The 24,904-nt window shown below is 71.3% G+C and carries 24 protein-coding genes and 1 pseudogene; 10 read left to right on the forward strand and 15 right to left on the reverse strand.

The features are described 5' to 3' along the window. On the reverse strand, window positions 1-746 hold a 746-nt coding region (locus ACLL9L_RS01765), incomplete at its 3' end, for an LLM class F420-dependent oxidoreductase (protein ID WP_411282924.1). A gap of 17 nt (window positions 747-763) precedes the next feature. Between ACLL9L_RS01765 and ACLL9L_RS01770 the strand changes: the two genes are divergently transcribed. Continuing rightward, entirely contained in the window at window positions 764-1,411 is a 648-nt protein-coding gene (locus ACLL9L_RS01770; RefSeq protein ID WP_411282925.1) for a DUF998 domain-containing protein, read from the forward strand. A 25-nt stretch (window positions 1,412-1,436) separates the two neighbouring features. Continuing rightward, window positions 1,437-3,011, forward strand: a complete 1,575-nt coding sequence (locus ACLL9L_RS01775; RefSeq protein WP_411282926.1) for a metallophosphoesterase family protein — start codon at window positions 1,437-1,439, stop codon at window positions 3,009-3,011. A 51-nt stretch (window positions 3,012-3,062) separates the two neighbouring features. On the opposite strand, the pseudogene ACLL9L_RS01780 reads toward ACLL9L_RS01775, so the two are convergent. The 4 genes and pseudogenes from ACLL9L_RS01780 to ACLL9L_RS01795 form a co-directional block, all read right to left on the reverse strand. Next, window positions 3,063-3,383: pseudogene (locus ACLL9L_RS01780) on the reverse strand (helix-turn-helix transcriptional regulator); the annotation flags it as partial. A gap of 389 nt (window positions 3,384-3,772) precedes the next feature. After that, the gene (locus tag ACLL9L_RS01785) at window positions 3,773-5,542 is read right to left on the reverse strand and encodes an AMP-binding protein (RefSeq protein WP_411282927.1); all 1,770 of its coding nucleotides are present in this window, start codon (window positions 5,540-5,542) and stop codon (window positions 3,773-3,775) included. Further along, window positions 5,539-6,054, reverse strand: a complete 516-nt coding sequence (locus ACLL9L_RS01790; protein WP_411282928.1) for a PH domain-containing protein — start codon at window positions 6,052-6,054, stop codon at window positions 5,539-5,541. The genes ACLL9L_RS01785 and ACLL9L_RS01790 overlap by 4 nt, the downstream gene beginning before the upstream one ends. Window positions 6,055-6,062: 8 nt before the next feature. Next, window positions 6,063-6,323 carry a YciI family protein gene (locus tag ACLL9L_RS01795; protein WP_411282929.1) on the reverse strand — a complete coding sequence of 87 codons (261 nt, stop codon included), beginning with the start codon at window positions 6,321-6,323 and terminating at the stop codon, window positions 6,063-6,065. Between the two features lie 36 nt (window positions 6,324-6,359). On the opposite strand from ACLL9L_RS01795, the gene thpR reads away from it, so the two are divergent. Further along, a complete protein-coding gene (gene thpR / locus ACLL9L_RS01800; RefSeq protein WP_411282930.1) occupies window positions 6,360-7,001 on the forward strand; it encodes an RNA 2',3'-cyclic phosphodiesterase in 642 nt (213 codons plus the stop codon). Here thpR and ACLL9L_RS01805 read toward each other — a convergent pair. Genes ACLL9L_RS01805 through ACLL9L_RS01815 form a run of 3 tightly spaced genes read right to left on the reverse strand, consistent with a single transcriptional unit; the run spans window position 6,967 to window position 10,555 of the window. After that, window positions 6,967-8,178: an MFS transporter gene (locus ACLL9L_RS01805; protein WP_411282931.1), complete on the reverse strand. Its 1,212-nt coding sequence runs from the start codon at window positions 8,176-8,178 to the stop codon at window positions 6,967-6,969. The two genes, thpR and ACLL9L_RS01805, sit on opposite strands and share 35 nt — an antisense overlap. Further along, on the reverse strand, window positions 8,175-8,855 hold the full coding sequence (locus ACLL9L_RS01810) for a response regulator (RefSeq protein ID WP_411282932.1): 681 nt from the start codon (window positions 8,853-8,855) through the stop codon (window positions 8,175-8,177). The genes ACLL9L_RS01805 and ACLL9L_RS01810 overlap by 4 nt, the downstream gene beginning before the upstream one ends. After that, window positions 8,852-10,555, reverse strand: a complete 1,704-nt coding sequence (locus ACLL9L_RS01815; RefSeq protein WP_411282933.1) for an ATP-binding protein — start codon at window positions 10,553-10,555, stop codon at window positions 8,852-8,854. The genes ACLL9L_RS01810 and ACLL9L_RS01815 overlap by 4 nt, the downstream gene beginning before the upstream one ends. A gap of 195 nt (window positions 10,556-10,750) precedes the next feature. On the opposite strand from ACLL9L_RS01815, the gene ACLL9L_RS01820 reads away from it, so the two are divergent. After that, window positions 10,751-12,043, forward strand: coding sequence for a cation:dicarboxylate symporter family transporter (locus ACLL9L_RS01820; protein WP_411282968.1), 1,293 nt, complete (start codon window positions 10,751-10,753; stop codon window positions 12,041-12,043). A 16-nt stretch (window positions 12,044-12,059) separates the two neighbouring features. Here ACLL9L_RS01820 and ACLL9L_RS01825 read toward each other — a convergent pair whose 3' ends face one another. After that, window positions 12,060-12,887: an alpha/beta fold hydrolase gene (locus tag ACLL9L_RS01825; RefSeq protein WP_411282934.1), complete on the reverse strand. Its 828-nt coding sequence runs from the start codon at window positions 12,885-12,887 to the stop codon at window positions 12,060-12,062. A 137-nt stretch (window positions 12,888-13,024) separates the two neighbouring features. Here ACLL9L_RS01825 and ACLL9L_RS01830 point away from each other — a divergent pair, with 137 nt between their 5' ends. From ACLL9L_RS01830 to ACLL9L_RS01845, 4 genes are all read left to right on the forward strand, one after another. Further along, entirely contained in the window at window positions 13,025-13,681 is a 657-nt protein-coding gene (locus ACLL9L_RS01830) for a GntR family transcriptional regulator (protein WP_411282935.1), read from the forward strand. Continuing rightward, window positions 13,678-15,033: an MFS transporter gene (locus ACLL9L_RS01835; RefSeq protein WP_411282936.1), complete on the forward strand. Its 1,356-nt coding sequence runs from the start codon at window positions 13,678-13,680 to the stop codon at window positions 15,031-15,033. The genes ACLL9L_RS01830 and ACLL9L_RS01835 overlap by 4 nt, the downstream gene beginning before the upstream one ends. Window positions 15,034-15,238: 205 nt before the next feature. After that, entirely contained in the window at window positions 15,239-15,850 is a 612-nt protein-coding gene (locus tag ACLL9L_RS01840; RefSeq protein ID WP_411282937.1) for an SAM-dependent methyltransferase, read from the forward strand. A gap of 9 nt (window positions 15,851-15,859) precedes the next feature. Further along, on the forward strand, window positions 15,860-16,555 hold the full coding sequence (locus ACLL9L_RS01845; RefSeq protein ID WP_411282938.1) for an HAD family hydrolase: 696 nt from the start codon (window positions 15,860-15,862) through the stop codon (window positions 16,553-16,555). A 52-nt stretch (window positions 16,556-16,607) separates the two neighbouring features. On the opposite strand, the gene ACLL9L_RS01850 is transcribed toward ACLL9L_RS01845, so the two are convergent. Next, entirely contained in the window at window positions 16,608-18,215 is a 1,608-nt protein-coding gene (locus tag ACLL9L_RS01850; RefSeq protein WP_411282939.1) for an ABC-F family ATP-binding cassette domain-containing protein, read from the reverse strand. 174 nt (window positions 18,216-18,389) lie between these two features. On the opposite strand from ACLL9L_RS01850, the gene ACLL9L_RS01855 reads away from it, so the two are divergent. After that, a complete protein-coding gene (locus ACLL9L_RS01855) occupies window positions 18,390-18,800 on the forward strand; it encodes a pilus assembly protein CpaE (protein WP_411282940.1) in 411 nt (136 codons plus the stop codon). A 142-nt stretch (window positions 18,801-18,942) separates the two neighbouring features. Further along, window positions 18,943-19,191: an SCO4226 family nickel-binding protein gene (locus tag ACLL9L_RS01860; protein WP_411282941.1), complete on the forward strand. Its 249-nt coding sequence runs from the start codon at window positions 18,943-18,945 to the stop codon at window positions 19,189-19,191. A 149-nt stretch (window positions 19,192-19,340) separates the two neighbouring features. On the opposite strand, the gene ACLL9L_RS01865 is transcribed toward ACLL9L_RS01860, so the two are convergent. Genes ACLL9L_RS01865 through ACLL9L_RS01885 form a run of 5 tightly spaced genes read right to left on the reverse strand, consistent with a single transcriptional unit; the run spans window position 19,341 to window position 24,895 of the window. After that, window positions 19,341-20,132 (reverse strand): DUF1295 domain-containing protein, encoded by a 792-nt coding sequence (locus ACLL9L_RS01865; protein WP_411282942.1) that lies wholly within the window; start codon window positions 20,130-20,132, stop codon window positions 19,341-19,343. Next, window positions 20,129-21,475, reverse strand: a complete 1,347-nt coding sequence (locus tag ACLL9L_RS01870; protein WP_411282943.1) for a class I SAM-dependent methyltransferase — start codon at window positions 21,473-21,475, stop codon at window positions 20,129-20,131. The genes ACLL9L_RS01865 and ACLL9L_RS01870 overlap by 4 nt, the downstream gene beginning before the upstream one ends. After that, window positions 21,472-22,815 carry a class I SAM-dependent methyltransferase gene (locus tag ACLL9L_RS01875; RefSeq protein WP_411282944.1) on the reverse strand — a complete coding sequence of 448 codons (1,344 nt, stop codon included), beginning with the start codon at window positions 22,813-22,815 and terminating at the stop codon, window positions 21,472-21,474. Before ACLL9L_RS01875 ends, ACLL9L_RS01870 begins: the two co-directional genes overlap by 4 nt. Then, on the reverse strand, window positions 22,812-23,546 hold the full coding sequence (locus ACLL9L_RS01880; protein WP_411282945.1) for a DUF1365 domain-containing protein: 735 nt from the start codon (window positions 23,544-23,546) through the stop codon (window positions 22,812-22,814). The genes ACLL9L_RS01875 and ACLL9L_RS01880 overlap by 4 nt, the downstream gene beginning before the upstream one ends. Beyond that, window positions 23,543-24,895, reverse strand: a complete 1,353-nt coding sequence (locus ACLL9L_RS01885) for an NAD(P)/FAD-dependent oxidoreductase (RefSeq protein ID WP_411282946.1) — start codon at window positions 24,893-24,895, stop codon at window positions 23,543-23,545. The genes ACLL9L_RS01880 and ACLL9L_RS01885 overlap by 4 nt, the downstream gene beginning before the upstream one ends. Window positions 24,896-24,904 lie beyond the last annotated feature (9 nt).

Consider the following 24,904-nt stretch of genomic DNA (forward strand, 5'->3'; position numbering starts at 1 on the left):
ACGACCTCGTCAACGCTCTCCTCGGCGAGGTTCACCCGGCTGATCACCGTCTTCTCGATGTCGCCATAGTCGCGGCCCACCGCCTCGCAGTGCCCGCGGATCACGTCGTACTTCGCCTTCACCCCGGCCGGGCCCATGTCGAAGATGTTGCAGGCGTCGGCGTACTGCGCCACCATCCGCAGTGTCTTCCTCTCCCCGCCGCCACCGATGAGGATCGGTGGGTGGGGCCTCGACAGGGCCGCCGGAGAGTTGAGCGGCCGCTCCAGCCGGTAGTGCTCGCCCTCGAAGGGACTGTCGTCGCCGGACCACATCTGGTGCGCGAGCCGCAGGGTCTCCTCGAGACGCTCGAACCGTTCGGACGTGCCCGGGTAGGGCACGCCCAGCCCGCGGTGCTCCTCCTCGTTCCACGCTGCGCCGATCCCGAGCCAGGCGCGGCCGCCGGACAGGACGTCGAGGGTCGTCACGGTCTTGATGAGCAGCCCGGGATGGCGGTAGGTCACGCCGGTCACCAGGGTGCCGAGCGTGATGGTCTTCGTGACGCCCGCGGCATACGCGAGCGCCGCGTAGCCTTCGAGCATCTCGTGCTCCGGCGGGCCGATCATCGAGATCTGGAAGAAGTGGTCCATGACCCACAGACTCGCCATGCCCGCCTCGTCGGCGTCGCGGGCGATCCGGGCGAAGGTGGGGCCGATGCTGTCCGGAGCGCCGGGCCAGGTGAAGTCCGCGACCTGAAGTCCGATTTTCATGTGCTAAAGGTATGCCGGTGAGTCAACCCTCCACGTCCGCCTCCCCGTCCCTGCCCCGAGCCGGCGCCCTGCCCAAGGTGCCGTGGTGGGGGCTGGTCTCCGCCGTCGTCGCGCCGGTCGCCCTCATCGGCGGCTGGATGTATGCCGGGTCGCTCGTCCCGGGTTACGACCCGATCCGCTCGACCATCAGCGACCTCGCAGCCGGGGACCTGCCGACCCGCTGGGTGATGACCCTGGCCCTGGTCCTCACCGGACTGGCCCACATCGTGACGGCCGTCGGGATGCGCCCCGCTGACGGGGCCGGCCGGACCATCCTGGCGGTCGGCGGGGTCGCCACCTTGGTCATCGCCTGGATCCCGAACAACGTCGTCGGGCACAACGTCGTCGGCCACATGATCGCGGCCTACCTCGCCTTCGCGGCCCTGAGCCTCTGGCCCGCGGTCATCGCCCGCAACGTCCCGGACGCGCCCCTGGTCCTGCGTCGCCGGTTCGGGCAGGTGACCGCCATCGTGCTCGGCCTGCTCATCCTCGTGACCATCGCCGACATCGTCACCGGCGGAGCGACCCTCGGTCTGCGGGAGCGGGTGCTGGCCGGCGCCCAGGCCCTCACCCCCCTCGTCGTCGTCTTGGGCCTCGTCGGGGGGCGAACCGCCTCGGAGAGGTGAGCTCCCGGCATACAGTGGCGTGGTCATGAGGGGAAGACGAGCGCTGGCACGGATCGCGCGAGCGGTGCGCTGGCTGGCGATGCTCGCGGTCTGCTACGTCGGCGGGGTGGCCGCCACCAACCTCTCCCCGACGACGATCGAGACGCAGCACTACGTCGCGACCGTCCGGCTTTCGGTCCTCCCGCTCCACAGCCCGGTACTCCATGGTCCGACCATCCTCGGAGACCTCGACCTGGACTTCACGTCTCCGATCATCGCGCCGGGCATCGAGGTCGGCGTCGCCGTGAAGCAGAACATCACCGAGATCTTCACCCGCCGCGACCTCAGCGTGCGCAGCCTGCAGCCCACGAACGAGGAGATCTCCCAAGCGCTGCGGGACGGCGTGCGGGGGGTGGGCTGGCGGTTCCTCGCCGGGTCGGTGACGGCCGCGCTCGTCCTGTCGCTCGCCGTGCACTACGCGCGGGGGCGTCGGTGGCCGGCCCCGACCCACCTCGTGACGGTCGGGACGGCGCTCATCGTGGCCTGCGCTGCCACGGGAGTCGGGATCTGGCAGACCTACCGCCCCGCCAACTTCGCCAGCCTGCGGACCACCGGGCTGCTCCTGGAGCTCGAGCAGAACAAGGACGTCCTGCAGGGCGTTGAGGCCCGCACCTCGCAGGCCACCCCCTACATCCTCAACCTGTTGGCGCTTTCGCAGTCGCTGCGGGAGAACCTTGTCCCGTCGACGGTGAGCCAGACGGTGTCCAGCCGGGTCCTGCTCGTCTCTGACATCCACGGGCAGAACCAGTACGGGCTGATGAAGTCGATCATCGACTCCCAGAAGATCGACGTCGTCCTCGACCTGGGCGACCTCGTGAACTTCGGCAGCGCCACCGAGGCGGAGGCCGCCGGGCTGTTCACCGGGATCGCGTCCCTCGGGGTGCCCTACCTCTTCATCGGGGGCAACCACGACTTCACCTCGCCGACCGACCGCGCCCTGCTCACCCGGCTCGGTGCCGTCCCCAACGTCGTGCTCCTGCAGCCGGACGACACCTCCTACACGGCCTACAGCCTGAAGGGTCTGCGGATCACCGGCTTCAACAACCCGCGCTTTTTCGGTGACGACGCCCAGAACACGAAGAAGAAGCAGGAGCCCGCGATCGCGGCCTTCAACGCCGCCATGGCCAACCAGCCGACGCCTGATCTTGTTGCCACCCACGAGCCGGGCGCCGCGGACGGCGTCACCAAGGCCGACATCATCCTCAACGGGCACCTGCACGCGGCGAGCGTCAAGGGCAACCGGATCGGCGTCGGCACCTTCACCGGGGGCGGGGTCGTCTCGCACTACATCCCCGAGGAGGACACCGGCGAGCTGCGGGGCCAGCCCTACGCCTTCGACATCGCCGCCTTCGGGCCCACCTGCCAGCTCACGTCGCTGACCCGCTACACCTACCGCAACCTCATCGAGGGCGCCCCGGCCTACGACAGTGTCACGGTCGTCAACGGCGCGACGATCGAGAAGCCCGTCGTGCCGGCAGACCCGGCCGCCCCGGAGCGGTCCTGCTCGTCGATCGAGCCGTCAGGGCGGGTCACCGTCTCGGCCCCTGCCGTCGGCAGGTAGCCAGCGGTTCGTGGTCAGCTTGGCGCTCCACACGGACAGGGGGTCGTGTCGTCACGTCCAGGTCGGCCAGTATCGGCGGGGTAGAGCCGGGTGCCGCACGAACCACCAGTGGTGCGGGAAGAGGATCGGTCTCGCGCTGCAGTGGGCCGGGAACCGACGCCCGGCGGCATCGCGGACCTCCTCGGGGATCTGGTCCGTGTCGAAGGACCCCAGCTCGCGGTCCACCAGCTCGACGGTGAAGCCCGCTCCGTCGAGAATCCGCAGCACGAGGTCGAGACCGGTGACACCCCGCCCGGACTCCAGGGCTGCGAGCGTCGACTTGGACACCTCAAGCACGTCGGCCAGCTGGCGCTGGGAGACTCGTCGCCGACGGCGTGCGGCCCGAGGGCATCACCGATCTGCAGGGTGAGGTCCTCGGGACGGGTCATGCCGTTCACCCTGCCGCCGAGGTGCGTGTGAGGGAATCCTGGCCCGGCGTGATGTGGACAACGGGTCCTGCGGTGGATGGGATGTGGACGAAAGGGGCGGGAGCGGGGCCACCCCACCCCTGCCGAGCACTATGCCGTGCCCACCACCGTGGGCAGCGCGCCATGCCGTGCCCACCACCGTGGGCAGCGCACTATGCCGTGCCCACCCGGGTGGGCACGGCATAGTGCGCCGGAGGGTAGTCCCCCGTGGGGGAGCAGCCACCCCCAACCCCGCAGGTCGTGCCCACCGTGGCCCAGCGCCGCCCAGCGCCGCCCAGCGCCGCCCAGCGCCGCCTAACCGCCGCCGCGCAGCTCAGGGAACTGGTCGTCGCGCCACTCCTGTGCCGGCCGCTCGGCCTCCACGTCACGGGCCAGCTCGTCCTCGCGCCCCCGCAGCTCGACTCGGCGGATCTTGCCCGAGATCGTCTTCGGCAGCTCCGCGAACTCGATCCGGCGCACGCGCTGCCAGGGGGCGAGGTGCTCCCTGGCGTACTGCAGGATCGAGAGGGCCGTCTCCTCGGTGGGCTCGTGTCCGGCCACCAGGACGATGTAGGCCTTGGGCACCGCGAGCCGCAGGGCATCCGGGGCCGGCACCACGGCCGCCTCAGCGACGGCGGGGTGCTCGATGAGCACCGACTCGAGCTCGAACGGGCTGATCTTGTAGTCACTCGCCTTGAAGACGTCGTCGGTGCGCCCGATGTAGGTGATGTACCCCTCCGCGTCGATTGAGGCGACGTCACCCGTGTGGTAGAAACCACCGGCCATCGCCTCGGCATCTCGCTCCGGGTCACCCTGGTATCCGGTCATGAGGGGCAGTGGCCGCTGCGAGAGGTCGAGGCAGATCTCGCCCTCACCGGGTTGGTCCCCGGACGCCGAGGAGCGTTTCCCCGTCATGAGATCCACGAGGACGACGGGCAGCCCGGGCAACGGCCGTCCCATCGAGCCCGGCTTGACCGGCGACCCGGGGGTGTTGCCCACCTGTGCCGTCGTCTCGGTCTGTCCGTAACCATCACGCAGGGTCAGGCCCCACGCCCGGCGCACCCGTTCGATGACCTCCGGGTTGAGCGGCTCACCCGCGCCGATGACCTCTCGCAGCTGTCCCGGCCCACCTGACAGGTCCGCGTTGATGAGCATCCGCCACACCGTCGGTGGCGCACAGATGGACGTGACGTCGTTGGCTCTCAGCACCCGCAGCAGCGACGGCGCGTCGAAGCGGGCGTAGTTGTAGAGGAAGATCGTCGCCTCGGCGTTCCACGGCGCGAAGAAGCTCGACCACGCGTGCTTGGCCCAGCCGGGCGAGGAGATGTTGAGGTGGACGTCCCCGGGTCGCAGACCGAGCCAGTACATCGTCGACAGGTGCCCGACCGGGTAGGACACCTGGGTGTGCTCCACGAGCTTGGGATTCGACGTCGTGCCGGAGGTGAAGTAGAGCAGCAGGCGGTCGCCGACGAGGGTGCCCGGGTGGACGAGGGGGGTCGGCTCGAGGTCGTATGCCGCGCTGAAGGACTCCCAGCCCCGCGGCGCCCCGCCCCCACCAGAGACCGCGATCCGCGTGTAGTCCCCGTCGACCCCGTCGAACTTCGCTGTGTCGACGGCGTTGGCGATGACGAACCGGGCCGCGCCCCGGTCGATCCGGTCCCGCAGATCGGCCGGACCGACGGCGGTGGTGGTCGGCATGATGACCGCGCCGAGCTTCATGATCGCGAGCATCGACTCCCAGAGCTCGACCTGGTTGCCGAGCATGACGATGACCGAGTCACCCTTGCCGACGCCGCGAGCGGACAGCCACTGGGCCACCTGGTCCGAGCGGCGGGACAGCTGCTCGAAGCTCCAGGAGGCCGGCGCCTCACCGGCGACCTCGGCCGCCTCCTCGATGATGACGAGCGCCGGTGTGTCGTTGCCGCGGGCGATCTCGTCGAACCAGTCGATCGCCCAGTTGAACGTCTCGCCCAGCTCCGGCCAGGTGAAGCCCGCCACGGCCTCGGCGTGCTGGCCGCGCCAGGCCAGCAGCTGGTCCCGGCTCGCGCGGAACGCCTCCGTCACGGCATACCTGCTCTGGCTCACAGCTGCTCCTTGCCGGACCGCCCGTTGGCGTCCTCGTCGATGAGGTGGTTGACCAGCTGCTGCACCTGGTCGCTGTGGGGGATGTTGCGGAAGAACTCGTCGGCGCTGTCGCCGGCCGACTCGATGTTCAGGGTGCCCGAGTGGATCACCCGGTCGAGAAAGGTCTGGTGGAAGCTGACGTCGGTGATCTTCGACAGGGTGATGTCCTTCCCCGACTTGGAGAGGATGCCGCGCCGGACCATCACCCGGTGGCTCGTGATGACGTAGTGCGTCGTGCGCCACCGCAGGAAGGGCACCACGACGCCGGGGATCGCGATCAGCACGGCGGCCGCCACGCAGATCCACTGGATCAGGTTGCCCCGGCTGTCGTCCGGGGTCACCCAGGCGGCGACGAGCGCGGCAGCGACGAGCAGGACGCCGACGAGGGACGGCCCGAGCACCGTCAGCCAGTGAGGATGCAGGCTGCGCACGACCTCCTCGTCCCGGGTGAGGACGTTTTCGGGGAAGCCCATGGCGTCTGCTAGTCCCTGAAGAGGGGGGTCAGCTCGCGGATCGACACCACGGCGACCCCCTCGGCGGCGAAGTAGGGGTCCGCCGCGAGCGCCTCGTCAACCCGCTCCCGGGTCGTCGTGAAGATCACCATCGAGCCGGTGCCGTCCGGGAAGGGGCCCGCGTCCAGCACCTCACCCCGATCGTGCAGCTCGGCGAGCAGCTCGCGGTGGCGGGGACGCAGCTCGAGACGGGCGGGGTGACCACTGAAGGAGAGCTCGACGACGAACATGCCCCCACCGTATGCCGTGCTGGCATGCTCGGGGACATGCCTCAGCGGATGTTCGTCGCCGTCGTCCCGCCCGCGCAGGTCCTCGACGACCTCTCGGACTTCCTCGAACCGCGCCGTGACGCCGGGATGCCGTGGATCCACCCCGAGCAGTGGCACCTGACCCTGGCCTTCATGGAGGCCGTTCCGCACCGCTCGATCGACACCCTCGTCGAGCACCTCGAGGAGGCCGCCGCCAGACGCCGGCCCTTCAGCCTGCGGCTCGGGGGCGCGGGCGCGTTCCCGGACCCGACCCGGGCGAAGGTCCTCTGGCTCGGGGTCGAGGGGGGCGCAGAGCTCGAGCGGCTGGCCGTCAACGTGCGCGCGGCCGCGTCGACGGCGGGCGCGCCCGTGGACGGCAAGGCGTTCCGGCCGCACCTGTCGCTGGCTCACCTCAAACGGCCCGTCGAGGCGACCCGGTGGCTGCGCATCCTCGACACCTTTGCGGGCCGGTCCTGGGAGGTGGACGGGTTCGACCTGATTGCCAGCCACCTCGGGGACGGGCCGAACGGTCGTCCCCGCCACCAGGTCGTCGAGACGTTCACCCTCGGCGCCGACGTGCGGGACGGCGCGACGGACGGGGCGACGGCCCGCCCCACGAGCGCGGTCACGGACGGGTGGCGGTCGGGCGCAGGCGGGTGAGCACCACGGCGAGGAGCGCGAGGGCGATGACCTCGACGACGCCGACGTAGGCCGCGACCGCCGTCACCGACCGCTCCGAGAGGGCACCGACGACCGTCGACCCGACGAGCCAGGCGCCGCCCTGGACCGCCGCGTAGGTGCCGAAGCCCGCGCCCCGACGGTGGACGGGGACGAGGTCGGCCACGGTGGCCCGCATCGTGGAGTCCTGGATCCCCACGACGACACCCCAGAGCGCGGCCCCGACGACGAGGGCGGCGACCGAGGACGAGAACGACAGCCAGGGGACGGCCGCGGACAGCACGGGCACCAGGACGAGGGCGCGCGGCCCCGACCGGTCGTAGACCCGGCCGAGGACGACCGCTGCCCCGCCCGCGGTCGCCATGGCCACGGCATACAGGACCGGCACCCAGCTCGCGGCGAGCAGGCCCTGGCCGGTGATGTGGACGGCGAGGACCCCCCACGTCGAGAAACCGAGCATGGTCACGGCACTGAACGCGGCGAAGACCCAGAACTGCTGCCCCAGCCCGCCGCCGAGCCGCAGCCGCTTCGCCTCGGAGACCTCGGCCGCCGGCTCCCACGCCCGGGGGTCGGGGGCCAGCCGCCGAAGCCGGACCAGCCGGACCACGGCAAGCAGTCCCGGCAGGCCCATGAGGGCAAAGGCGAGGCGGTAGTTGTCATGGGCCACCGCGAGGACCACCGCGATGAAGAGCGGCCCGATCATCGCCCCGGTCTGGTCGAGCAGCTTGTGCAGCCCAAAGGCCCGGCCCCGGCCGACGACCGCGGACGCGTGCGAGAGCATGATGTCGCGAGCGGGCGTGCGGACGGCCTTGCCCAGTCGCTCCCCGGTGTAGAGAACCGTTGCGGCAGCGAGGTTCCCGGTGAGGGCCAGGAGCGGCACGCAGACGGCGGTCAGGACGTATCCGACCATCGTCTGGGGCCAGGGACGCCCGCTCCGGTCCGCGAACCGGCCGGTGACCAGGCGCAGCACGAGCGCGGTCGCCTCCCCGAGTCCGGTGACCAGGCCGACCGTCGCCGCCGTCGCGCCGAGCGTCCCGAGGTAGGGCCCGATGATCGAGCGAGCCCCCTCGTAGACGATGTCGGCGAGTCCGGAGACGAGCCCGAAGCCCACGACGAAGCGGGTCGGGCTGATCCGGTTTCGGGTCGTGGGGTCGCTCACCGGCCGGTCCAGCGGTACTCCACCTCGGGTCGGCCGGCACCGGCGTGGCGGGATCGGCGCAGGGCCATCGAGCTGTCGGCGAGGTGCTCGAGGTAGCGGCGCGCGGTCACCCTCGAGACCCCGACCATCAGGGCGACCTCGCCCGCCGACACGCCGGCGCCCGCGCCGCGCACGGACTCGAGGACGCGCCCCCAGAGATCCTCGGAGAAGCCCTTGGGCAGGCTGCTCGCTGCCCCGGCACGCAGCTCGGCGAAGACCTGGTCGACCTCACCCTGGGTCGCGAGCGCGACCTGATCCCCGGTCCTCCTGCGGTAGTCGCCGTAGGCCTCGAGCCGGTCCCGCAGCGACGCGAAGACGAAGGGCTTGAGGAGGTACTGGACGACGCCGAGGGACACCGCCGCGCGGACGACGTCGAGGTCACGCGCGGACGTCACGGCGATGACGTCGGTCGGAATCCCCTGGGCACGCATCGACCTGACGACATCGAGGCCGTGCCCGTCGGGCAGGAACATGTCGAGCAGGACGAGGTCGACGCCGCCCCCCGCGAGCACCCTGAGCGCCTCACGCCCCGAGGGGACGGTGCCCGCGACCGTGAACCCCGTCACCCGCCCGACGTATGCCGTGTGAGCGTCGGCCGCGATCGGCTCGTCCTCGACGACGAGCACGGCCAGTGTCACGAGGTGGCCCCGGCCAGCCGCCGCTCGTCGGCGTGCGGCCCGACCGGCAGCCGCACGGTCAGCGTCGCCCCCGGCGGCTCGGAGACGGACACGGTCCCCCCGAGGCGGAACGCACACTGCTGAACGAGCGCCAGACCCAGGCCCCGGCCCGGCCCGGATGCTGCTCCCGTGACGTCCCCGTCGCCGACCGGGTGCCCGGTCGGCTTCGACGACCACCCCCGGGTGAAGGCCTTCCCGGCCTGCTCCCCGGTCAGGCCCGGGCCGTTGTCGGTCACGGTGAGGACGCACTCGCCGCCCTCGAGGTGGGCCGCGAAGCCGACCCGTCCGGACGGCATACCGGCGACCGCGTCGAGGGCGTTGTCGACGAGGTTGCCGACGATGGTCACGAGGTCGCGCGACGGGGCGACCCCCTCGGGCAGCTCGGTCCGCTCGTCGATCCGGAAGTCGATGCCCCGCTCGCTCGCCTGCGCCGCCTTGCCGAGCAGCAGTGCGGTCAGGGCGGGCTCGGCAACGGCCGCGACGAAGGTGTCGGTCAGCTTCTGCGACGACGTCAGCTCCTCCGTGGCGAAGCGCAGGGCCTCGTCGGTGCGCCCGAGCTCGACCAGGGAGACGACGGTGTGGAGCCGGTTCGCGGACTCGTGGGCCTGCGCGTGGAGGGCGTCGGCGAGACCCCGCGCCGAGTCGAGCTCACCGGTCAGGGACTCGAGGTCCGTCCGGTCGCGCAGCGTCGCGACCGTGCCGAGGTCGCGGCCCTCCCACGTCGCGCGGGCCTGGTTGAGGACGACGACCCGGGCCGCGGTGACGTGCAGCTCGTCCCTGCGCGGGGCGCCACTCGCGAGCGCGGCGACGAGGTCCGCCGACAGGTCGAGCTCGGTCACCGGGGTGCCCGCCACGTCGCCCGACAGGCCCAGCAGCCGCCGGCCCTCGTCGTTGACGAGCTGCACGCGCCCGTCGCGGTCGACGAGCAACAGACCCTCGCTGACCGCGTGGAGCACGGCGTCGTAGTACTCGTACATCTGGCGCAGGTCGGCGGTGTTCATGCCGCGCGTCTCGCGCCGGACGTGCCGGGCGACGAGCCACGTGCCGGTGCCCGCGATGAGCGCGGCCAGGGCGGCGGCGAGGGCCAGTCCCGGCACCTGGGCGCCGACCTGGTCGCTGACCGCGGTCAGGGAGATCCCGACGGCGACCATCGCCACGACGGGCCCGGCGTGGTCGCCGCCCGCGAAGACGGGCACGACGGCCCGCGTGGACGGGCCGAGCGTGCCGACGTAGTTCTCGACGACGTCCTCCCCCGCCCGGGCGGGCTCGGTGTGGCCGATGAAGACCTTGCCGACCTGGGCGGGGTCCGGGTGGGTGAACCGCACCCCGGACAGGTCCATGACAACGATGAAGTCGGTCGTGGTCTCCGACTGGACGCGCATGACATAGGGCTGTAGGACGGCCGTGGGGCTCGGGCCGATGACGGCCTCCAGGACGACCGGATCGGTCGCCAGGGTGTGGGCGACGGCGAGGACGCGTTGCCGGGCCTGCTCCTCCGTGGCCCCGCGCGCCTGCACGAAGGCGGCCACCAGGCCCCCGGCCACCACGATCGCCGCCACCGCCACCTGGAGCGCGAGGATCTGAGTCGCGAGCGCCCAGCGACGGGGGTCGACGAGCCGACCGCTCAGCACGGACGCCGACCTGCGGGCGAGCGTCGCCATGCCGGCGCCACGAACACCGTGAACACTATGAACACAACGGTGACCCTACGCCGCGCGAGGCGTCACCCTTCCGAGGGAGCACCCCCACTGCCGCAGCCGGCAGCCCACCTCTGCAAAGGAGCACGTGTGTCCCGTCACGACGTAGACCGCGCACCCGCGGTCGGCCCGAAGAAGGACAAGACCCACTACCTCTACATGGCGGTCCTGGTCGCGGTCGTCCTGGGTGTCCTTGTCGGCTTCCTCTTCCCCGCCTTCGCCGTCGAGCTGAAGTGGCTGGGGACGTTGTTCGTCAACCTCATCAAGATGATGATCTCGCCGATCATCTTCTGCACGATCGTCCTGGGCATCGGCTCGGTGCGCAAGGCCGCGAGCGTCGGCCGGATCGGCGGCCTCGCGCTCGGCTACTTCATCACCATGTCGACCTTCGCGCTCGCGGTCGGTCTCGTCGTCGGCAACATCATCAAGCCCGGCGCGAGCCTCCAGCTGACGGCCAAGATCGCCAAGTCCGGCCAGGGCCAGGTGGCGGCGGGCGATACGTCGACGACCGGCTTCATCCTCGGCCTCATCCCCAAGACCCTCGTCTCCTCGCTGACCGACGGCTCGGTCCTCCAGACACTGCTCGTCGCGCTGCTCGTCGGCTTCGCCCTGCAGATGATGGGCACCGCTGGCCAGCCGATCCTCGGCGGCATCAAACACCTGGAGCGGCTCGTCTTCCGGGTCATGTCGATGGTCATGTGGGTGGCCCCGATCGGGGCGTTCGGCGCCATGGCGGCGATCATCGGGGCCACGGGTGTCGATGCCCTCAAGAGCCTCGGCATGCTCATGCTCGCCTTCTACCTCACCTGCGCCGTCTTCGTGTTCGGCATCCTCGGGACCATCCTCAAGGTCGTCACCGGCGTCAACGTGCTCTCGCTCTTCCGCTACCTCGCCCGCGAGTTCCTCCTCATCCTCTCGACGTCCTCCTCGGAGTCGGCCCTGCCGCGCCTGATCGCCAAGATGGAGCACCTCGGCATCGAGCGCTCCACCGTGGGCATCACCGTGCCCACCGGATACTCGTTCAACCTCGACGGCACCGCCATCTACCTGACCATGGCGTCACTCTTCATCGCCGAGGCGCTCCAGAAGCCGTTCAGCATCGGGGAGCAGATCTCCCTTCTCGTCTTCATGATCATCGCATCCAAGGGCGCCGCGGGGGTCTCCGGCGCCGGGCTGGCCACCCTCGCGGGCGGCTTGCAGTCGCACCGGCCTGACCTGCTCGACGGCGTCGGCTTCATCGTCGGGATCGACCGCTTCATGTCCGAGGCCCGCGCGCTGACGAACTTCGCCGGCAACTCCGTCGCCACGGTGCTCGTCGGGACCTGGACCAACACCATCGACCGCGAACAGGTCGACCGGGTGCTCTCGGGGCAGGACCCCTTCGACGAGAGCATGTTCGCGACGGACGAGGACCACCGTCAGGAGGCCGAGCTCAGCGCGAGCAGCCGCTGACGCAGGTTTGCCTCCGTCAGGGTCGGCCGGAGGCGTGGGTCAGGTAGTCGAGCAGCGGCCCGGTCAGCTGCGGGCCGGCCAGGGTCAGGGTGCTCCGGCGAGCCCGGGGAATGATCGTGAGGCTGGCGCCGGGGATGGCGCCGCTGAGGCGTTCCGCCGTGGTCCGGTAGTGCTGCGGGCTCTCGGACCCGACGGCGATCCACACCGGGGTGAGGAGGTCCTCGTAGGTGCTCGCGGCATGGTCGTGAGCGACGACGAGGAGCAGCTCGCTGGCCCCGGCGGCGAGCTGTTGACGGAACATCTGGCCCCGTCGCGTGCGCAGGAACACCCCGGCGGCGAGGCGGCGCAACGGCAGGGGCAGCCGGGCCATGACCTTCGGGGTGTTGAGCCCCGTGCTGACCAGGGCCATCGCCAGCTCCTGCGCACCGGACCGGACCGCGGCGACGAAGTCCGGCACCCACTCGGTCGGCAGGGAGCCGTCGACGGAGACTCCGGGGTCGTAGAGCGCCAGCGCATCGAGCCGGCGGGTCCGCGCGAGCTCCAGGGCGACGAGGGCGCCGCTGCTGTGAGCCAGCACCATCTCGGCGCCGGTCGCGTCGAGCAGCCGCCCGAGCTCTCCGGCTTCCTGCTTGAGCGACGGCGGGCTGAGCGGCGGGGAGGAGTCCCCGTGACCGCGCCGGTCGAACAGGTGCACGGTCAGGTGCTGGCCGAGGTGCACCGCGAGCGGGCGGTAGTCCTCGAGTGTCGAGAGGCTCTGCTGGACGACGACGAGCCCGGGGCCGGAGCCGTGGCTCTCCCCGACGAGCCGCTCCCCGTCGTCGAGCGTGAGCTCGAAGATCGGCATACCTGGTCTCCCCCCGCCACCGTTGCTGAACCCCGATTACATCACCCCCCGCGCAGACCGGCACGCTGACGCAAGTAGGTGGCGGGCCATCGCGGGAGTTGGCTCATCGGACGTGTTGCATCTATCTTGGATACATCATGGTGACCCCTCCTGCCCCATCCGCGACCCTCTCCGCGTCGGCGCGCGTCTACGCGGCGCTGAAGCGCGACATCCTCGACGGACGAGCAGCCGGTGGCTCCTTCGTCACCGAGGGCGAGCTGGCCGCGGCCACCGGCGTCTCGCGGACCCCCGTCCGGGAGGCCCTGCTGCGCCTCGAGGTCGAGGGGCTCGTGCGGCTCTATCCCAAGAAGGGCGCCCTCGTCGTGGCGGTGTCGGCCGACGAGGCCCGCGACGTCCTCGAGGCTCGCCTCGTCATCGAGGAGTGGGCTGCGGGCGCCATGTGGAGGCGCCGCGCCGAGGCCATCCCCGAGCTCGAGGAGCTGGTGGGGGCGATGAGGGCGGCCCGGGCGGCGGACGACATGAGCGCATTCGTCGAGCACGACCGGCTCTTCCACGAGGTCATCGTCGCGGCCGCGGGCAACTCTGTCCTGACCCGGACCTACCAGGGGCTTCGCGACCGGCAGCTGACCATCGTCGCCACGCAGCTGCGGATGTCACCCGCCCGCCTCGACCGCGCGCTGCGCGGTCACGCCGAGCTGCTCACGCTGCTCGAGGGCGGGACGAAGGCCGGCTTCGTGCGCGCGACCCGGTCGCACGTCGAGAGCGCGCTGGCCCGGCTCCAGGGTCAGCGGTGAGCGCCTCGACGCCGCCGCTGCAGCTGCACAACATCGGCGGTCGACGCGCGTATGCCGTGTGGGGGGCCGCGATGGCCGTCTACGTCCTCGGCGTCTTCCACCGCACCTCGCTCGGCGTCGCCGGGCTGATCGCGGCGGACCGCTTCCACATCACCGCCGCCCAGCTCGCGACGTTCACCGTGGTCCAGCTGCTCGTCTACGCCGCCATGCAGATCCCCGTGGGGGTGCTGCTCGACCGGTTCGGCTCGCGGCCGCTGCTCATCACCGGACTGCTCCTGATGACGGCGGGCCAGCTCTGGTTCGCCTTCGCCGGCACCTTCGGGGTGGGGCTCGCGGCGCGCATCCTCATCGGCGGGGGCGACGCGATGGTCTTCGTCAGCGTGATCCGGATTGTCGCCCTGTGGTTCCGCGTCCGCCAGACCCCGCTGCTCACCCAGCTCACCGGACAGCTCGGGCAGCTGGGCGCCATCGCCGCGTCGTTCCCGCTGTCCTTCGCGCTGCGCCAGTTCGGCTGGACCCCGTCCTTCCTCGCCGCCGCGGGGATCGGCGTCGTCCTCGCCGTCGTCCTCGTCTTCGTCCTCAAGGACTCCCCCTACCAGGGCACGCCCCAGGAGCCGATCCGGGTCCGGGCGGTCGCAAGCACGCTGCGCACGACCTGGGGCACCCCCGGGACGCGGCTCGGCCTCTGGTCCCACTTCACGAGCCAGTTCTCGGTGACCGTGTTCACCCTGCTCTGGGGCTTCCCGTTCCTCGTGCGCGGTCAGGGCCTCAGCGAGGGCACCGCGAGTGCGCTGCTCATCATCATGACGATCACGGCGATGACGACCGGTCCGGTGCTCGGCGGGCTCGTCGGCCGCTTCCCCTACCAGCGATCCCGGCTCGTGCTCGGCATCGTCGGCTCCATCGCGACCGTGTGGGCGGTCGTCCTGCTGTGGCCGGGGCGCGCACCGCTGCCGCTGCTCGTGCTCCTCGTCATGGTCACCGCGCTCGGGGGACCGGGGTCGATGGTGGGCTTCGACCTGGCGCGCACCTTCAACCCCCAACACCGGATCGGTAGCGCGCTCGGCGTCGTCAACGTCGGGGGCTTCGTGGCGTCCCTGGTGACCATGGCGCTGATCGGGTTCATCCTCGACCGCCTCGCCCCGGACGGCCCCGCCGACTACACGCTCGACGACTTCCGGCTGGCCATGTCGGTCCAGTTCCTCTTCTGGGGCCTCGGTGCGCTCCAGGTGTGGCGCTACCGGCACAAGACCCTCGGCCACCTCGGGCGGACCAACCCCGAAGCCCTCGCGGCCCTGCGCGGCGGCCAGTCGCTGCTGCCGGGGATCTCCGAGCACCCGCCCCCTTCGTGAGGCGCACCCCGCCTGGACCGAGGTGAGCGCGGTGACGTCGGGGGAAACGTCACCGCGCTCGGTGGTCGTGCCCTTCGGGGGTGGACACCATCACCGCACGCCGGGGCCCGGGGGGAGCCCGCAGCGGCGGCCACCACTATACGAACCACCCGCCAGATAGCAACCCCGGTGCGTCCAGAGCCCCTTCAAGCGGGAGGATGCGGTCATGGACTCCACCACGTGGGACGCCCGGTATGCCGCAGCACAGCTCGTCTGGTCGGCGACGCCGAACGCCGTGATCGAGCAGGAGACGTCTCCGATGCCCGCGGGTCGGGCACTGGACCTGGCCTCCGGGGAAGGGCGGAACGCGATCTGGCTCGCGGAGCACGGTTGGCGGGTGACCGCGGTCGACTTCTCCGACGTCGCGACCGACCGAGCGCGCCGGCTGGGCGCCGAGCGGCTCGGTGACCACGCCGACCGGCTGCAGGTCGTGGCGGCTGACGTTCTGACGTGGATCCCGGAACAGGGCGCCTTCGACCTCGTCATCGTCGTCTACTTCCACGTCGGCGCCTCCGACCGGCGGGCCCTCCTTCACCGGGCGGCGCAGGCGCTGGCGCCCGGTGGCACCCTGCTCGTCCTCGGCCACCATCTCGACAACATCGAGCACGGGGTCGGCGGACCTCAGGATCCGGCCCTGCTCTTCACCCCCGAGGACGTGGTCGCCGATCTCGACGGGACGGGGCTTGTCGTCGAGCGCGCCGAGAGCCTCCGGCGACCCGTGACCGGGGCCGGCGACGCCCTCGACGCCTTCGTCAGGGGCCACCACCGCGCCAGCTAGGGTCGGAGCATGGGGAGCCCTGCCGAGACCACACCGATCAGCGGGGTCATCTTCGACTTCCACTCGACGCTCGTCAGTGGGGGTGACACGGCGGGATGGATCGACGCGGCCTGGCAGTCTCTCGGGCGACCCGGGGACCCGACGAGCGAGCTGGGCGCCGAGACCGTCGAGGCCGCCGTCATCTTCCTCGACCGGATCTGGGAGCACGCCGGCGAGCTCGATCCGGGCAGCGGACGCGACCTCAGCCCGGAGCGGCACCGCGGGGTCTTCGACGCGACCATCGAGCGGGCCCCGGGGGTGGATGCCGAGCTGGCGGCGGCCCTCTATGTGGCGATGCCCGACATGTTGGAGGCCTACGCCGACTCCGCGCCCGTGCTGCGCGCCCTGCGGGAGCGCGGGACCCGCATCGCGATCCTGTCGAACGTGGGCTTCGACCTCCGGCCGTTCATCGCTCGGAGCGAGCTCGCCGGGCTGGCCGACGCACTCGTGATGTCCTTCGAGGTCGGGGCCGTCAAGCCGAACCCAGCCATCTTTCAGCGTGCTCTCGACCTGCTCGGCGTCCCGCCCGACGAAGCCCTCATGGTCGGGGACAGCTGGCGCGACGACGGGGCGGCGGCGGCCCTGGGGGTCCGGACGCTCATCCTGCCGCGGACCGACGGCCCGGTCCACGGCCTCGATGTCGTGTTGCGCCTGGTCGGCGGCTGACCAGCCAGCGCAGCGCCACCTCAGCGCAGCGCTACCTCACCGCAGCGCTACCTCACCGCAGCGCGAGCACCGGCCCCTTCCAGCGTCGGCGCAACCAGCGGTCGTGGCTCGTCACGACGACCGCGCCGGCCGAGCGGCCCATGGCCTCCTCCAGATCGGCCGCAAGCGCGAGCGAGATGTGGTTCGTCGGCTCGTCGAGCAGCAGCAGGTCCGGCCGGCTCGCCACGACCACGGCAAGCGCGAGGCGGCGCTGCTGCCCGACGCTGAGCACCCCCACCGGCTTGCCGAGCTCGCGGGGGTGGACCAGCCCGAGCTCCCCCAGGGGCGGGACGTCGCCGCCGCCAACGGCCGCGGCATACACCTCCTTGGCGGAGAGCTGGGGCTCGCCGAAGGTCACCTCCTGCGGCAGGTAGCCGATCCGCCTCGCCCGCACCTGGACGTCGCCGCGGGGGGCTGCCAGCTCGCCGGCCAGCACCGCGAGCAGCGAGGACTTGCCGCTGCCGTTCGGGCCGGTGACGAGCAGGTGCTCGCCGACGTCGACGCGCAGCTGCTCGACGCTGACCCGGCCGGGCACCTCGAGCCCCCGCACCAGCACGGTCGCGACGCCCGCGGCCAGGGTCTCGCCGAAGGTCAGCGGTCGCGGGGGCTTGGGGATCTCGACCCGCTCGATCCGCTCGATCCGGCGCTCGACGTTGTGGACACGGCGGGCCACCGTCCGGGCCACCTTGGCGCCCTTGAAGTTGTCGATGTGCTTGTCGTTGTCCCGAGGCCCGCGGTCGTGCGCCACCGTCCGGGCGGTCGTCTTCTCCGCGCGGCGCAGCGCGTGCAGCTCCTCACGCTGGGCGAGAAAGGCCGTCTCCCATCTACGGCGTGCCCGGCGCTGCTCGGCGAGGTATGCCGTGAAGTCACCGACGAACCGCGTCCCGCCCTCACCGTCGACCCCGAAGTGGGTCGGGTCGAGGTCGACGACCACTGCGGCCGTGTTGTCGAGGAAGACGCGGTCGTGGCTCGCGACGACGACGACCCCCGTTGAGCCGGCGACGAACTCCTCCAGGAAGGCCATCGCCTCGTCGTCGAGGTGGTTCGTCGGTTCGTCGAGCAGCACGCACTCCGGGCGGCGGGTGATGATCGCGGCGAGGGCGAGCCGGGTCCGCTCTCCGCCCGAGAGGGTGTCGACGGGCCGGCTGCGGTCGAGGTGGCGCAGGCCGAGGCGGGCCGCCGCGAGCTGGGCGCGGCGGTCGGCGTCCCACGCCTCGTGGTGCTCCGCCCACGCCAGCTGCACGGCATACTCCAGCGCGACGTCCGGGTCGTCGGAGCCGAGCCGGGCGGCGAGCACCTCCAGCCGCGCGACGGCGTCGTGCAGCGGTGCGAGGACCTCGGCGAGCACGGTGTGGATCGTCGCCCCGGGCGCGAAGTCCGGCTCCTGCCCGAGGTGGCCGACGTCGTCCGGGCGGGCGATCGTGCCGGCGTCGGGCTCGTCGACGCCGGCCAGGAGTCGCATGAGGGTGGACTTGCCCGCGCCGTTCTCGCCGACGAGGCCGACCGGCTCGCCGGGGTTGGCGACCAGGTCGACCCCGTCGAGGACGGTGCGGTCGCCGAAGTGGCGCGAGACGTCACGCGCGACGAGTGAGATGGCGGGGTCGGGCACGGGCAACGACATCGGGGACCTTCGGGTGGGCGCGGCATCCCCGCCGGGCAGGGCCTCGGGCGCGGGTCGGTCGATGTCTCAGGGCCTCATGATGGTCTCCATGCTGCCCCACTGCCCCGGGTGTCGCAAACGCCTTACCCACGGATCCACGCTTTGCCCGCAGATCGCCGGATGTGAGGATGGTCCATGCTCTCGCTCGATCTCGCCCAGCGGCTGAAGTCCTCCGGCCTGGTGTGGTCACCCGCGTCCGGGGACCGGTTCGTCCTGCCCGTTGCCGACATGGAGGACCACGTCTTCGTCCTGAGTGACATCACGGCCGACGTCCACCGGTTCGCGACCGGCGACGTCATCGGTTTCAACGGGACGACCGAGTGGGCGCTCGACAGCGTCGACCAGGACGCCGTGGTCTGGCTACCGCGTGAGGACCAGCTGCGCGAGCGGCTCGGAGCCGCCTTCGTCAGCCTCGAGCACGTGACGGGCGGGTATGCCGTGACCGCCACCTCTGCGGGCGGCATCGAGGCGCGGTTCGTCGACGTCGATGCCGAGCGTGCCTATGCCCGTGCGGTGCTCGCCCGCCTTGGCGCCGGGTGGCCCTGAGTGTCGAGCAGACGTGCGACCCCGGGGACACACGGGCTCGACGCGGGCAGGCTCTTCCCTGTGCGGACCTGACCGGGTACGTTCGACCTTCGTGGGCACGGCGTCCACAGCACGGTAGTTCTCTTCGATAAGGGGCTCACGAATGCCACAGTTCATGGACGTCCACACCAGCATGGCCGGAGTCACGGCCGAGGACCTCGCCGCTGCGCACCAGGCGGACCTGGACATCCAGGGCGAGGAGGGCGTCGACTTCCAGCATGCGTGGGCCGACCCCAAGACCGGCCACGTCTTCTGCCTGTCCGAGGCCCCCAACGCCGATGCCGTCCGCCGGGTTCACGAGCGTGCGGGTCACCCCGCAGACGAGGTGCACGAGATCACCGCGACGGCCTGACCGGATACTTTTGACCTTCGCGGGCATCCACAGGGACGAACGACGGGACGCAGACGTGTTTCAGTGCCGTCCCGAGCGGGCCGCACCGCCAGCATCCCGTCGCTCGTCCCGCACCCGTCAACTGCGCCAGAGCCATCGGGTCGGGGACGCTACCTCTTGGGCGGCCGGGGCAGGAAGTAGCTCGTCCGCTGCTGGTACTCGGCGTAGCCGGGGCGCTCGGCCATGTGCTTCTCGAGCAGCCGGGCGCCGGTGGCGAAGACGAGGAAGTAGGTCATCACGACGGGCGACAGGATGGTCAGCACCCCCGGCCACGCGCTGGCGGCCACGAGGAAGATGCCCCACCACACGGCCGAGTCGCCGAAGTAGTTCGGATGGCGCGTCCATGACCACAGGCCCCGGTCCATGACCGTGCCCTTGTTGGCGGAGTCCGCCTTGAAGGCCTTGAGCTGGGCATCCCCCACCGTCTCGAAGGTCACGCCCACAGCCCACAGCAGGATGCCGAGGACGGCCACGACGCCGAGGCCGACGTCGGTCGCTGCGGCGACCTGGATGGGCAGCGAGACGAACCAGACCGCGCCGCCCTGGACGAGGTAGACCTTGCGGATCGCGACGAGGAACGGGTCGCCCGGCTCGTTCTGAAGCATCTGCGTATACCGCGGGTCCTCGCCCTTGCCGGCGTTGCGCTGGTGCATGTGCCGGGCCAGGCGCAGGCCCCAGATCGCCACCATGGCGAGCAGGACGACGCGGCGCGCTCCCGCGCCGGTGCCGACGAGCGCCGACACGAGCGCGACGAGCACGAACCCGAGTCCCCAGGCCGTGTCGACCACCGCGACCCGGCCCTGCCGGCGCCCGATGACGGCGGTGACGGCCATGAGCACGAACACCGCGACCAGCGAGGCCCCGCTGACGGCGAGGAAGGTGCCGAGCGAGAACCCCGTCATAACCACGCAGCCGGACGGACGGGGTCGAGACCGGAGCGGCCGAGGACGTCGGGCCGGACGGCGAGGATCTGGTCGACCCCCATCCGGCCGTCGCGGAAGGCCATCGAGCCGCCGACGAGGTAGAGCCGCCAGACGCGCGCGACCTCCTCACCGACGAGACCGACCGCGGTGTCCCAGTTGCGTTCGAACGTCTCGTGCCACGCGTCGACGGTGCGCACGTAGTGCTCGCGCAGGGCGTGGACGTCGCGGACCTCGAGGCCGCCGTCCTCGATCAGCTGGACCGTCTCGCCGACGGGACGCATGTGCATGTCCGGAGCGATGAACGACTCGATGAACGGTCCGCCACCGGGAAAGCGGCCACGCCGGGACATCTGCTGGATGAGCACCCGTCCGCCGGGACGGACGTTGTCGCGCAGGGCCTTGACGTAGGTCGGGTAGTTCCTCTGGCCGACGTGCTCACCCATCTCGAGCGAGGCGACGGCGTCGAACGAGCCGTCCGCCACGTCGCGGTAGTCCTGGAGGCGGATCTCGACCCGGTCCTGCAGGCCCCGCTGGCGGATCCGCTCGTCGATGAACGTCTTCTGCTCGCGGGCGATCGTCACCCCGGTGACCCGGGCGCCGAAGTGCTCCGCGGCATACAGGCTGAGGGAGCCCCAGCCGCACCCGACGTCGAGGAAGCGCATCCCCGGCTCGCCGAGGCCGATCTTGCGGCAGACCAGATCGAGCTTGTCGCGCTGGGCGTCCTCGACGGTGTAGTCGGGCGCGTCCGAGGTCCAGTAGCCGCTGGAGTAGGCCATGTGCGGGTCGAGGATGAGGGAGTAGAACTCGTTGGACAGGTCGTAGTGGTGGTGGATCGCCTGCCGGTCCCGCAGGGCCGTGTGCAGCCGGCCGCCGAGCTTGGCCTGGCTCGCGGGAGCCGGCGGCGGCCGACCGAAGGCACCCACCTCGCGCACCGTGCGCAGCAGCGCGGCGATGCCGCTCGGGGTGGGACGGATGCCGCGCAGGCCGCGCTCGCGCGCCACGGTCCAGAGGTGGGTCAGGGCCGCGCCGAGGTCACCCTCGACGTCGAGCTCACCGGTGACGTATGCCTGTGCAACGCCGAGCTCGCCCGGGTGGCGCAGGATGCGGCGCAGGGCGTCCGGTGAGCGCAGGACGACCGAGGGCGCGTCCTCGGGCCCCGCGACGCTGCCGTCCCAGGCCGTGAGGCGCACCGGCAGCTCGCCGCCGGCGACGGCGCGAAGGACGCGGGCCAGGGCGGGAGCGACACCCGTTGCGGAGGTGGTCACCCTGCCGCCGGTGGAGGTGCTGGAGTCGGTGGACGAGCTGCGCTCGAGGAGGGTCATGAGGGCACCGCTTCCCGGTCAAGGAGGATCTGCTGCACGTCGATGTAACCAGAGAGGAAGCCCGCCCGGGAGTACTCGAGGTAGAAGTGCCACATCCGCTGGAAGACGGAGTCGAAGCCGAGACCGGTGATCGCGGCGCTCTGTCCGGCGAACTGCTCGTCCCACAGGCGCAGGGTCTGGGCGTAGTGCTGACCCATCGAGAGCCGGTCGACGACCCGCAGCGAGGTGTGGTTCTGGGTGACGTCGAGGATGGCCTCGGTCGACGGGAGGAAACCGCCGGGAAAGATGTACTTGTGGACCCAGGTGTAGGTCTGCTTCGTCGCCAGCATCCGGTCGTGGGGCATCGTGATCGCCTGGATGGCGACCTTGCCGCCGGGGGCGAGGAGCCGGTCGATGGTCTCGAAGTAGGTCCGCCAGTACTCGTGCCCGACGGCCTCGATCATCTCGACCGAGACGATCGCGTCGTACTGGCCGTCGACGGCGCGGTAGTCGAGCAGGTCCACGGAGACCGCGTCGGCGAAACCGGCGGCCGCGATCCGCTCCCGCGCCAGCGACTGCTGCTCCGTGGAGAGGGTGACCGTCCGGACCGTTGCGCCCCTTCCAGCGGCCCGGACGGCCAGCTCTCCCCACCCGGTGCCGATCTCCAGCACCCGGGTCCCCTCACCGACGCCTGCGAGATCCAGGAGTCGGTCGATCTTGGCCTGCTGCGCGCGGGCGAGCCCGGCGAAGACAGGCGCTTGCGCCGGTGAAGGGGCCACCTCGGTGCGCTCGCGAGCCACGGAGGGCCCCGGCAGCCGGTCGGACTCGAAGAGCGCGGACGAATAGCTCATCGTCGGGTCGAGGAAGCGTTCGAACAGGTCGTTCGAGAGGTCGTAGTGGCGCGAGATGTTGGAGCGAGTGTTCTTCGTCGTGTTCTTCTCTCGGCTGGGGTGGCGTGCGACGTAGACGGCCCGCAGCCTCTGAAGGGGCTCGGGCACGAGCGTGCCCATCCGGGCGGCGAACACGGCCAGCAGCTCGCCGAGCTCGGGCGCACTCCAGTCACCGGCCATATAGGACTCACCGAACCCGATGAGCCCGTCGGTGCCGAGCCGGGCGATGAAGACGTCGGGGCGGTGCAGGATCATCACCGGCGCGCCGGGGACGTCGGCCGCTCCGCCGCGGACGGTGCCGTCGGGATACTCGACCCGCACGGCCAGGTGCTGCACGATCTGGCGGAAGAGCCGTTCGGCGATCCGGGAGCCGACCCGTCGCTTCAGCCCGCTCGGGTGGCGCACGAGGTCGGGCCACCGGGTGGTGTCGATGTGCGGGAGCGGGAACGGCTGTGGGGCAAGGGTGCTCATTGGACTGCCTCCTGCGGCGGGTGGGTCGGACGGGGGCGGATCGGCAGGCGGCGGAGCCACAGCCCGATGCCGTGCAAGCGGATCTTCGCCATGATGGCGAGGGGTTCGAGGGGACTCGTCACGGCGACGCGGAGCATGGAGGCCGTGCTCACGTCCCGGGCGTGGCCGGTGAGGACGGCGACGAAGGGCGGTCGTCCGGCGCGCTTGAGGACCACACTGACCCTGACCTGGTCGTCGGGCTCAGGCAGGAGAAGGTCGTAGGAACCGTCGACGTCGTTGAACGGGCTGACGTAGAGGGCCTTGTCGGTGGTGGCCCGGCCGCGCTCGTCGGTGCGGACGAGGTAGGCGTGCCGCTCGCCGTAGGTGTTGTGCACCTCGACGACGACGCACTCGAGACCCCCGTCGGCGCGGTGGCACCAGAAGACGCTGATCGGGTTGAAGACGTAGCCCAGGACGCGGGCGTTGGCCAGCATCCGGATCCGGCCACCATGCAGGTCGACCCCGTGGGTCGCGAGGAAGGCGTCGACGTTCTCGCGCAGGCTGCGCTCGGGTGCGCCGAGGTGGTCGCGGCCCTCGAAGCGAGCCAGGCGGCCAAGGACACCCAGACGTGGGAGCGCGTCGAGGTCCACCAGCCAGGAGTAGCTGCGGTGCACGAAGTCGGCGCGCACCGGCTCGGTCCGGACGTGCCTGATGGAGGTCGCGTACATCCGCGCCGTCGTCGGCGCCGTCATGACACCGGCTCCAGAGCCGGTTCGGGGACGGCTCGGGTCTCCCACGTGACGCCGAGGTGCTCGGCCGCACGCAGGCCCGAGAGGGCGCCGTCCTCGTGGAAGCCCCACCCGTGGTAGGCGCCGGCGAAGGCGATGCGACCGGTGGCGATGAGCGGCAGCTGGCGCTGCGCGGCGATGGACTCCGGTGTGTAGAGCGGGTGCTCGTAGTGCATGGTGGCGATCACGAGGTCTGGGTCGACGAGATCCTCGCCACCGAGGGTGACGATGAACCGGCGGTCGGTGACGTCGAGGCGCTGCAGGCGCGTCAGGTCGTAGGACACCAACACGGTGCCCTGCTCCTGGCCGGCAGGCCGTCGCCAGTAGTTCCACGAGGCGCGGGCTGCCACGCTGTGCGGCAGGACCGACTCGTCAGTGTGGAGCTGGGCGACGTTGGCCGAGTAGGGGATTGCGCCGAGGACCTCGCGCTGCAGGTCACTCGGTGCGGCGAGCATGCTGAGGGCCTGGTGCGGGTGGGCCGCCACGACCACGGAGTCGAACGTGTCGCTGCCACCGGTGGCGTCCACGACCACGACACCCTCGAGGGTCTCGCGGATCGCGCTGACGGGGGTGGACAGGCGGATCTCGTGCAGCCCGGCGGCGACCTTCGCGACGTACTGGCCTGACCCGCCGACGACGGTGCGCCAGGTCGGCGACCCGAAGACCGTGAGCATGCCGTGATGGTCGAGGAAGGTGAAGAGGTAGCGGGCCGGGTAGTGCAGCGAGACGGCCGGGTCGCAGGACCATACGGCGGCCACGAGCGGTTCGAGGAAGTAGGTGGTGAAGTAGGCGCTGAAGTCGCCGCGGGCGGAGAACTCACCGAGCGTCTCGTCGTGTCGGCCCGCGTCCTCGGGTGTGGCAAGGACCCCGCGCGCCAGGCGGTGGAAGCGGCGCACCTCAGCGAGCATCCGCAGGTATGCCGGGTTGGCCAGGTTGCGCGGCTGGGCGAACAGTCCCCCGAGACCCTTGGCCCCGGCATACTCGAGACCCTCCTCGTCGCAGCGCACGGACATGCTCATGTCCGAGTCCTGGGTCTGCACACCCAGCTCGTCGAAGAGGCGCAGCAGGGTGGGGTAGGTCCGGTCGTTGTGGACGATGAAGCCGGTGTCGACGCCGACGGTGCGCTCCCCGACGACGACCTGGTGGGTGTCGGCATGGCCGCCGAGCCGGTCGGCCGACTCGTAGAGCGTCACGTCGCACGACCCTGCGAGCACGTAGGCCGCCGTGAGCCCGGCGACACCGCTGCCGACGACCGCGACGCGGCGGTGGCGCGGCGGGGCGGGCTGTGCGAGGGAGGCGGGGAGGCCGGACATCGGGAGTCC

This window comes from Lapillicoccus sp., assembly GCF_046595215.1.
Taxonomy (GTDB): Bacteria; Actinomycetota; Actinomycetes; order Actinomycetales; family Dermatophilaceae; genus Lapillicoccus.

Coding starts and splice junctions, on each gene's coding strand:
- ACLL9L_RS01870 (WP_411282943.1), bottom strand. CDS start 21,475: ATGACCCTCCTCGAGCGCAGCTCGTCCACCGACTCCAGCACCTCCACC.
- ACLL9L_RS01885 (WP_411282946.1), bottom strand. CDS start 24,895: ATGTCCGGCCTCCCCGCCTCCCTCGCACAGCCCGCCCCGCCGCGCCAC.
- ACLL9L_RS01790 (WP_411282928.1), bottom strand. CDS start 6,054: ATGGGCTTCCCCGAAAACGTCCTCACCCGGGACGAGGAGGTCGTGCGC.
- ACLL9L_RS01840 (WP_411282937.1), top strand. CDS start 15,239: ATGGACTCCACCACGTGGGACGCCCGGTATGCCGCAGCACAGCTCGTC.
- ACLL9L_RS01815 (WP_411282933.1), bottom strand. CDS start 10,555: ATGGCGACGCTCGCCCGCAGGTCGGCGTCCGTGCTGAGCGGTCGGCTC.
- ACLL9L_RS01880 (WP_411282945.1), bottom strand. CDS start 23,546: ATGACGGCGCCGACGACGGCGCGGATGTACGCGACCTCCATCAGGCAC.
- ACLL9L_RS01825 (WP_411282934.1), bottom strand. CDS start 12,887: ATGCCGATCTTCGAGCTCACGCTCGACGACGGGGAGCGGCTCGTCGGG.
- ACLL9L_RS01865 (WP_411282942.1), bottom strand. CDS start 20,132: ATGACGGGGTTCTCGCTCGGCACCTTCCTCGCCGTCAGCGGGGCCTCG.
- ACLL9L_RS01875 (WP_411282944.1), bottom strand. CDS start 22,815: ATGAGCACCCTTGCCCCACAGCCGTTCCCGCTCCCGCACATCGACACC.
- thpR (WP_411282930.1), top strand. CDS start 6,360: ATGCCTCAGCGGATGTTCGTCGCCGTCGTCCCGCCCGCGCAGGTCCTC.
- ACLL9L_RS01850 (WP_411282939.1), bottom strand. CDS start 18,215: ATGTCGTTGCCCGTGCCCGACCCCGCCATCTCACTCGTCGCGCGTGAC.
- ACLL9L_RS01795 (WP_411282929.1), bottom strand. CDS start 6,323: ATGTTCGTCGTCGAGCTCTCCTTCAGTGGTCACCCCGCCCGTCTCGAG.
- ACLL9L_RS01855 (WP_411282940.1), top strand. CDS start 18,390: ATGCTCTCGCTCGATCTCGCCCAGCGGCTGAAGTCCTCCGGCCTGGTG.
- ACLL9L_RS01845 (WP_411282938.1), top strand. CDS start 15,860: ATGGGGAGCCCTGCCGAGACCACACCGATCAGCGGGGTCATCTTCGAC.
- ACLL9L_RS01820 (WP_411282968.1), top strand. CDS start 10,751: ATGGCGGTCCTGGTCGCGGTCGTCCTGGGTGTCCTTGTCGGCTTCCTC.
- ACLL9L_RS01830 (WP_411282935.1), top strand. CDS start 13,025: ATGGTGACCCCTCCTGCCCCATCCGCGACCCTCTCCGCGTCGGCGCGC.
- ACLL9L_RS01860 (WP_411282941.1), top strand. CDS start 18,943: ATGCCACAGTTCATGGACGTCCACACCAGCATGGCCGGAGTCACGGCC.
- ACLL9L_RS01775 (WP_411282926.1), top strand. CDS start 1,437: ATGAGGGGAAGACGAGCGCTGGCACGGATCGCGCGAGCGGTGCGCTGG.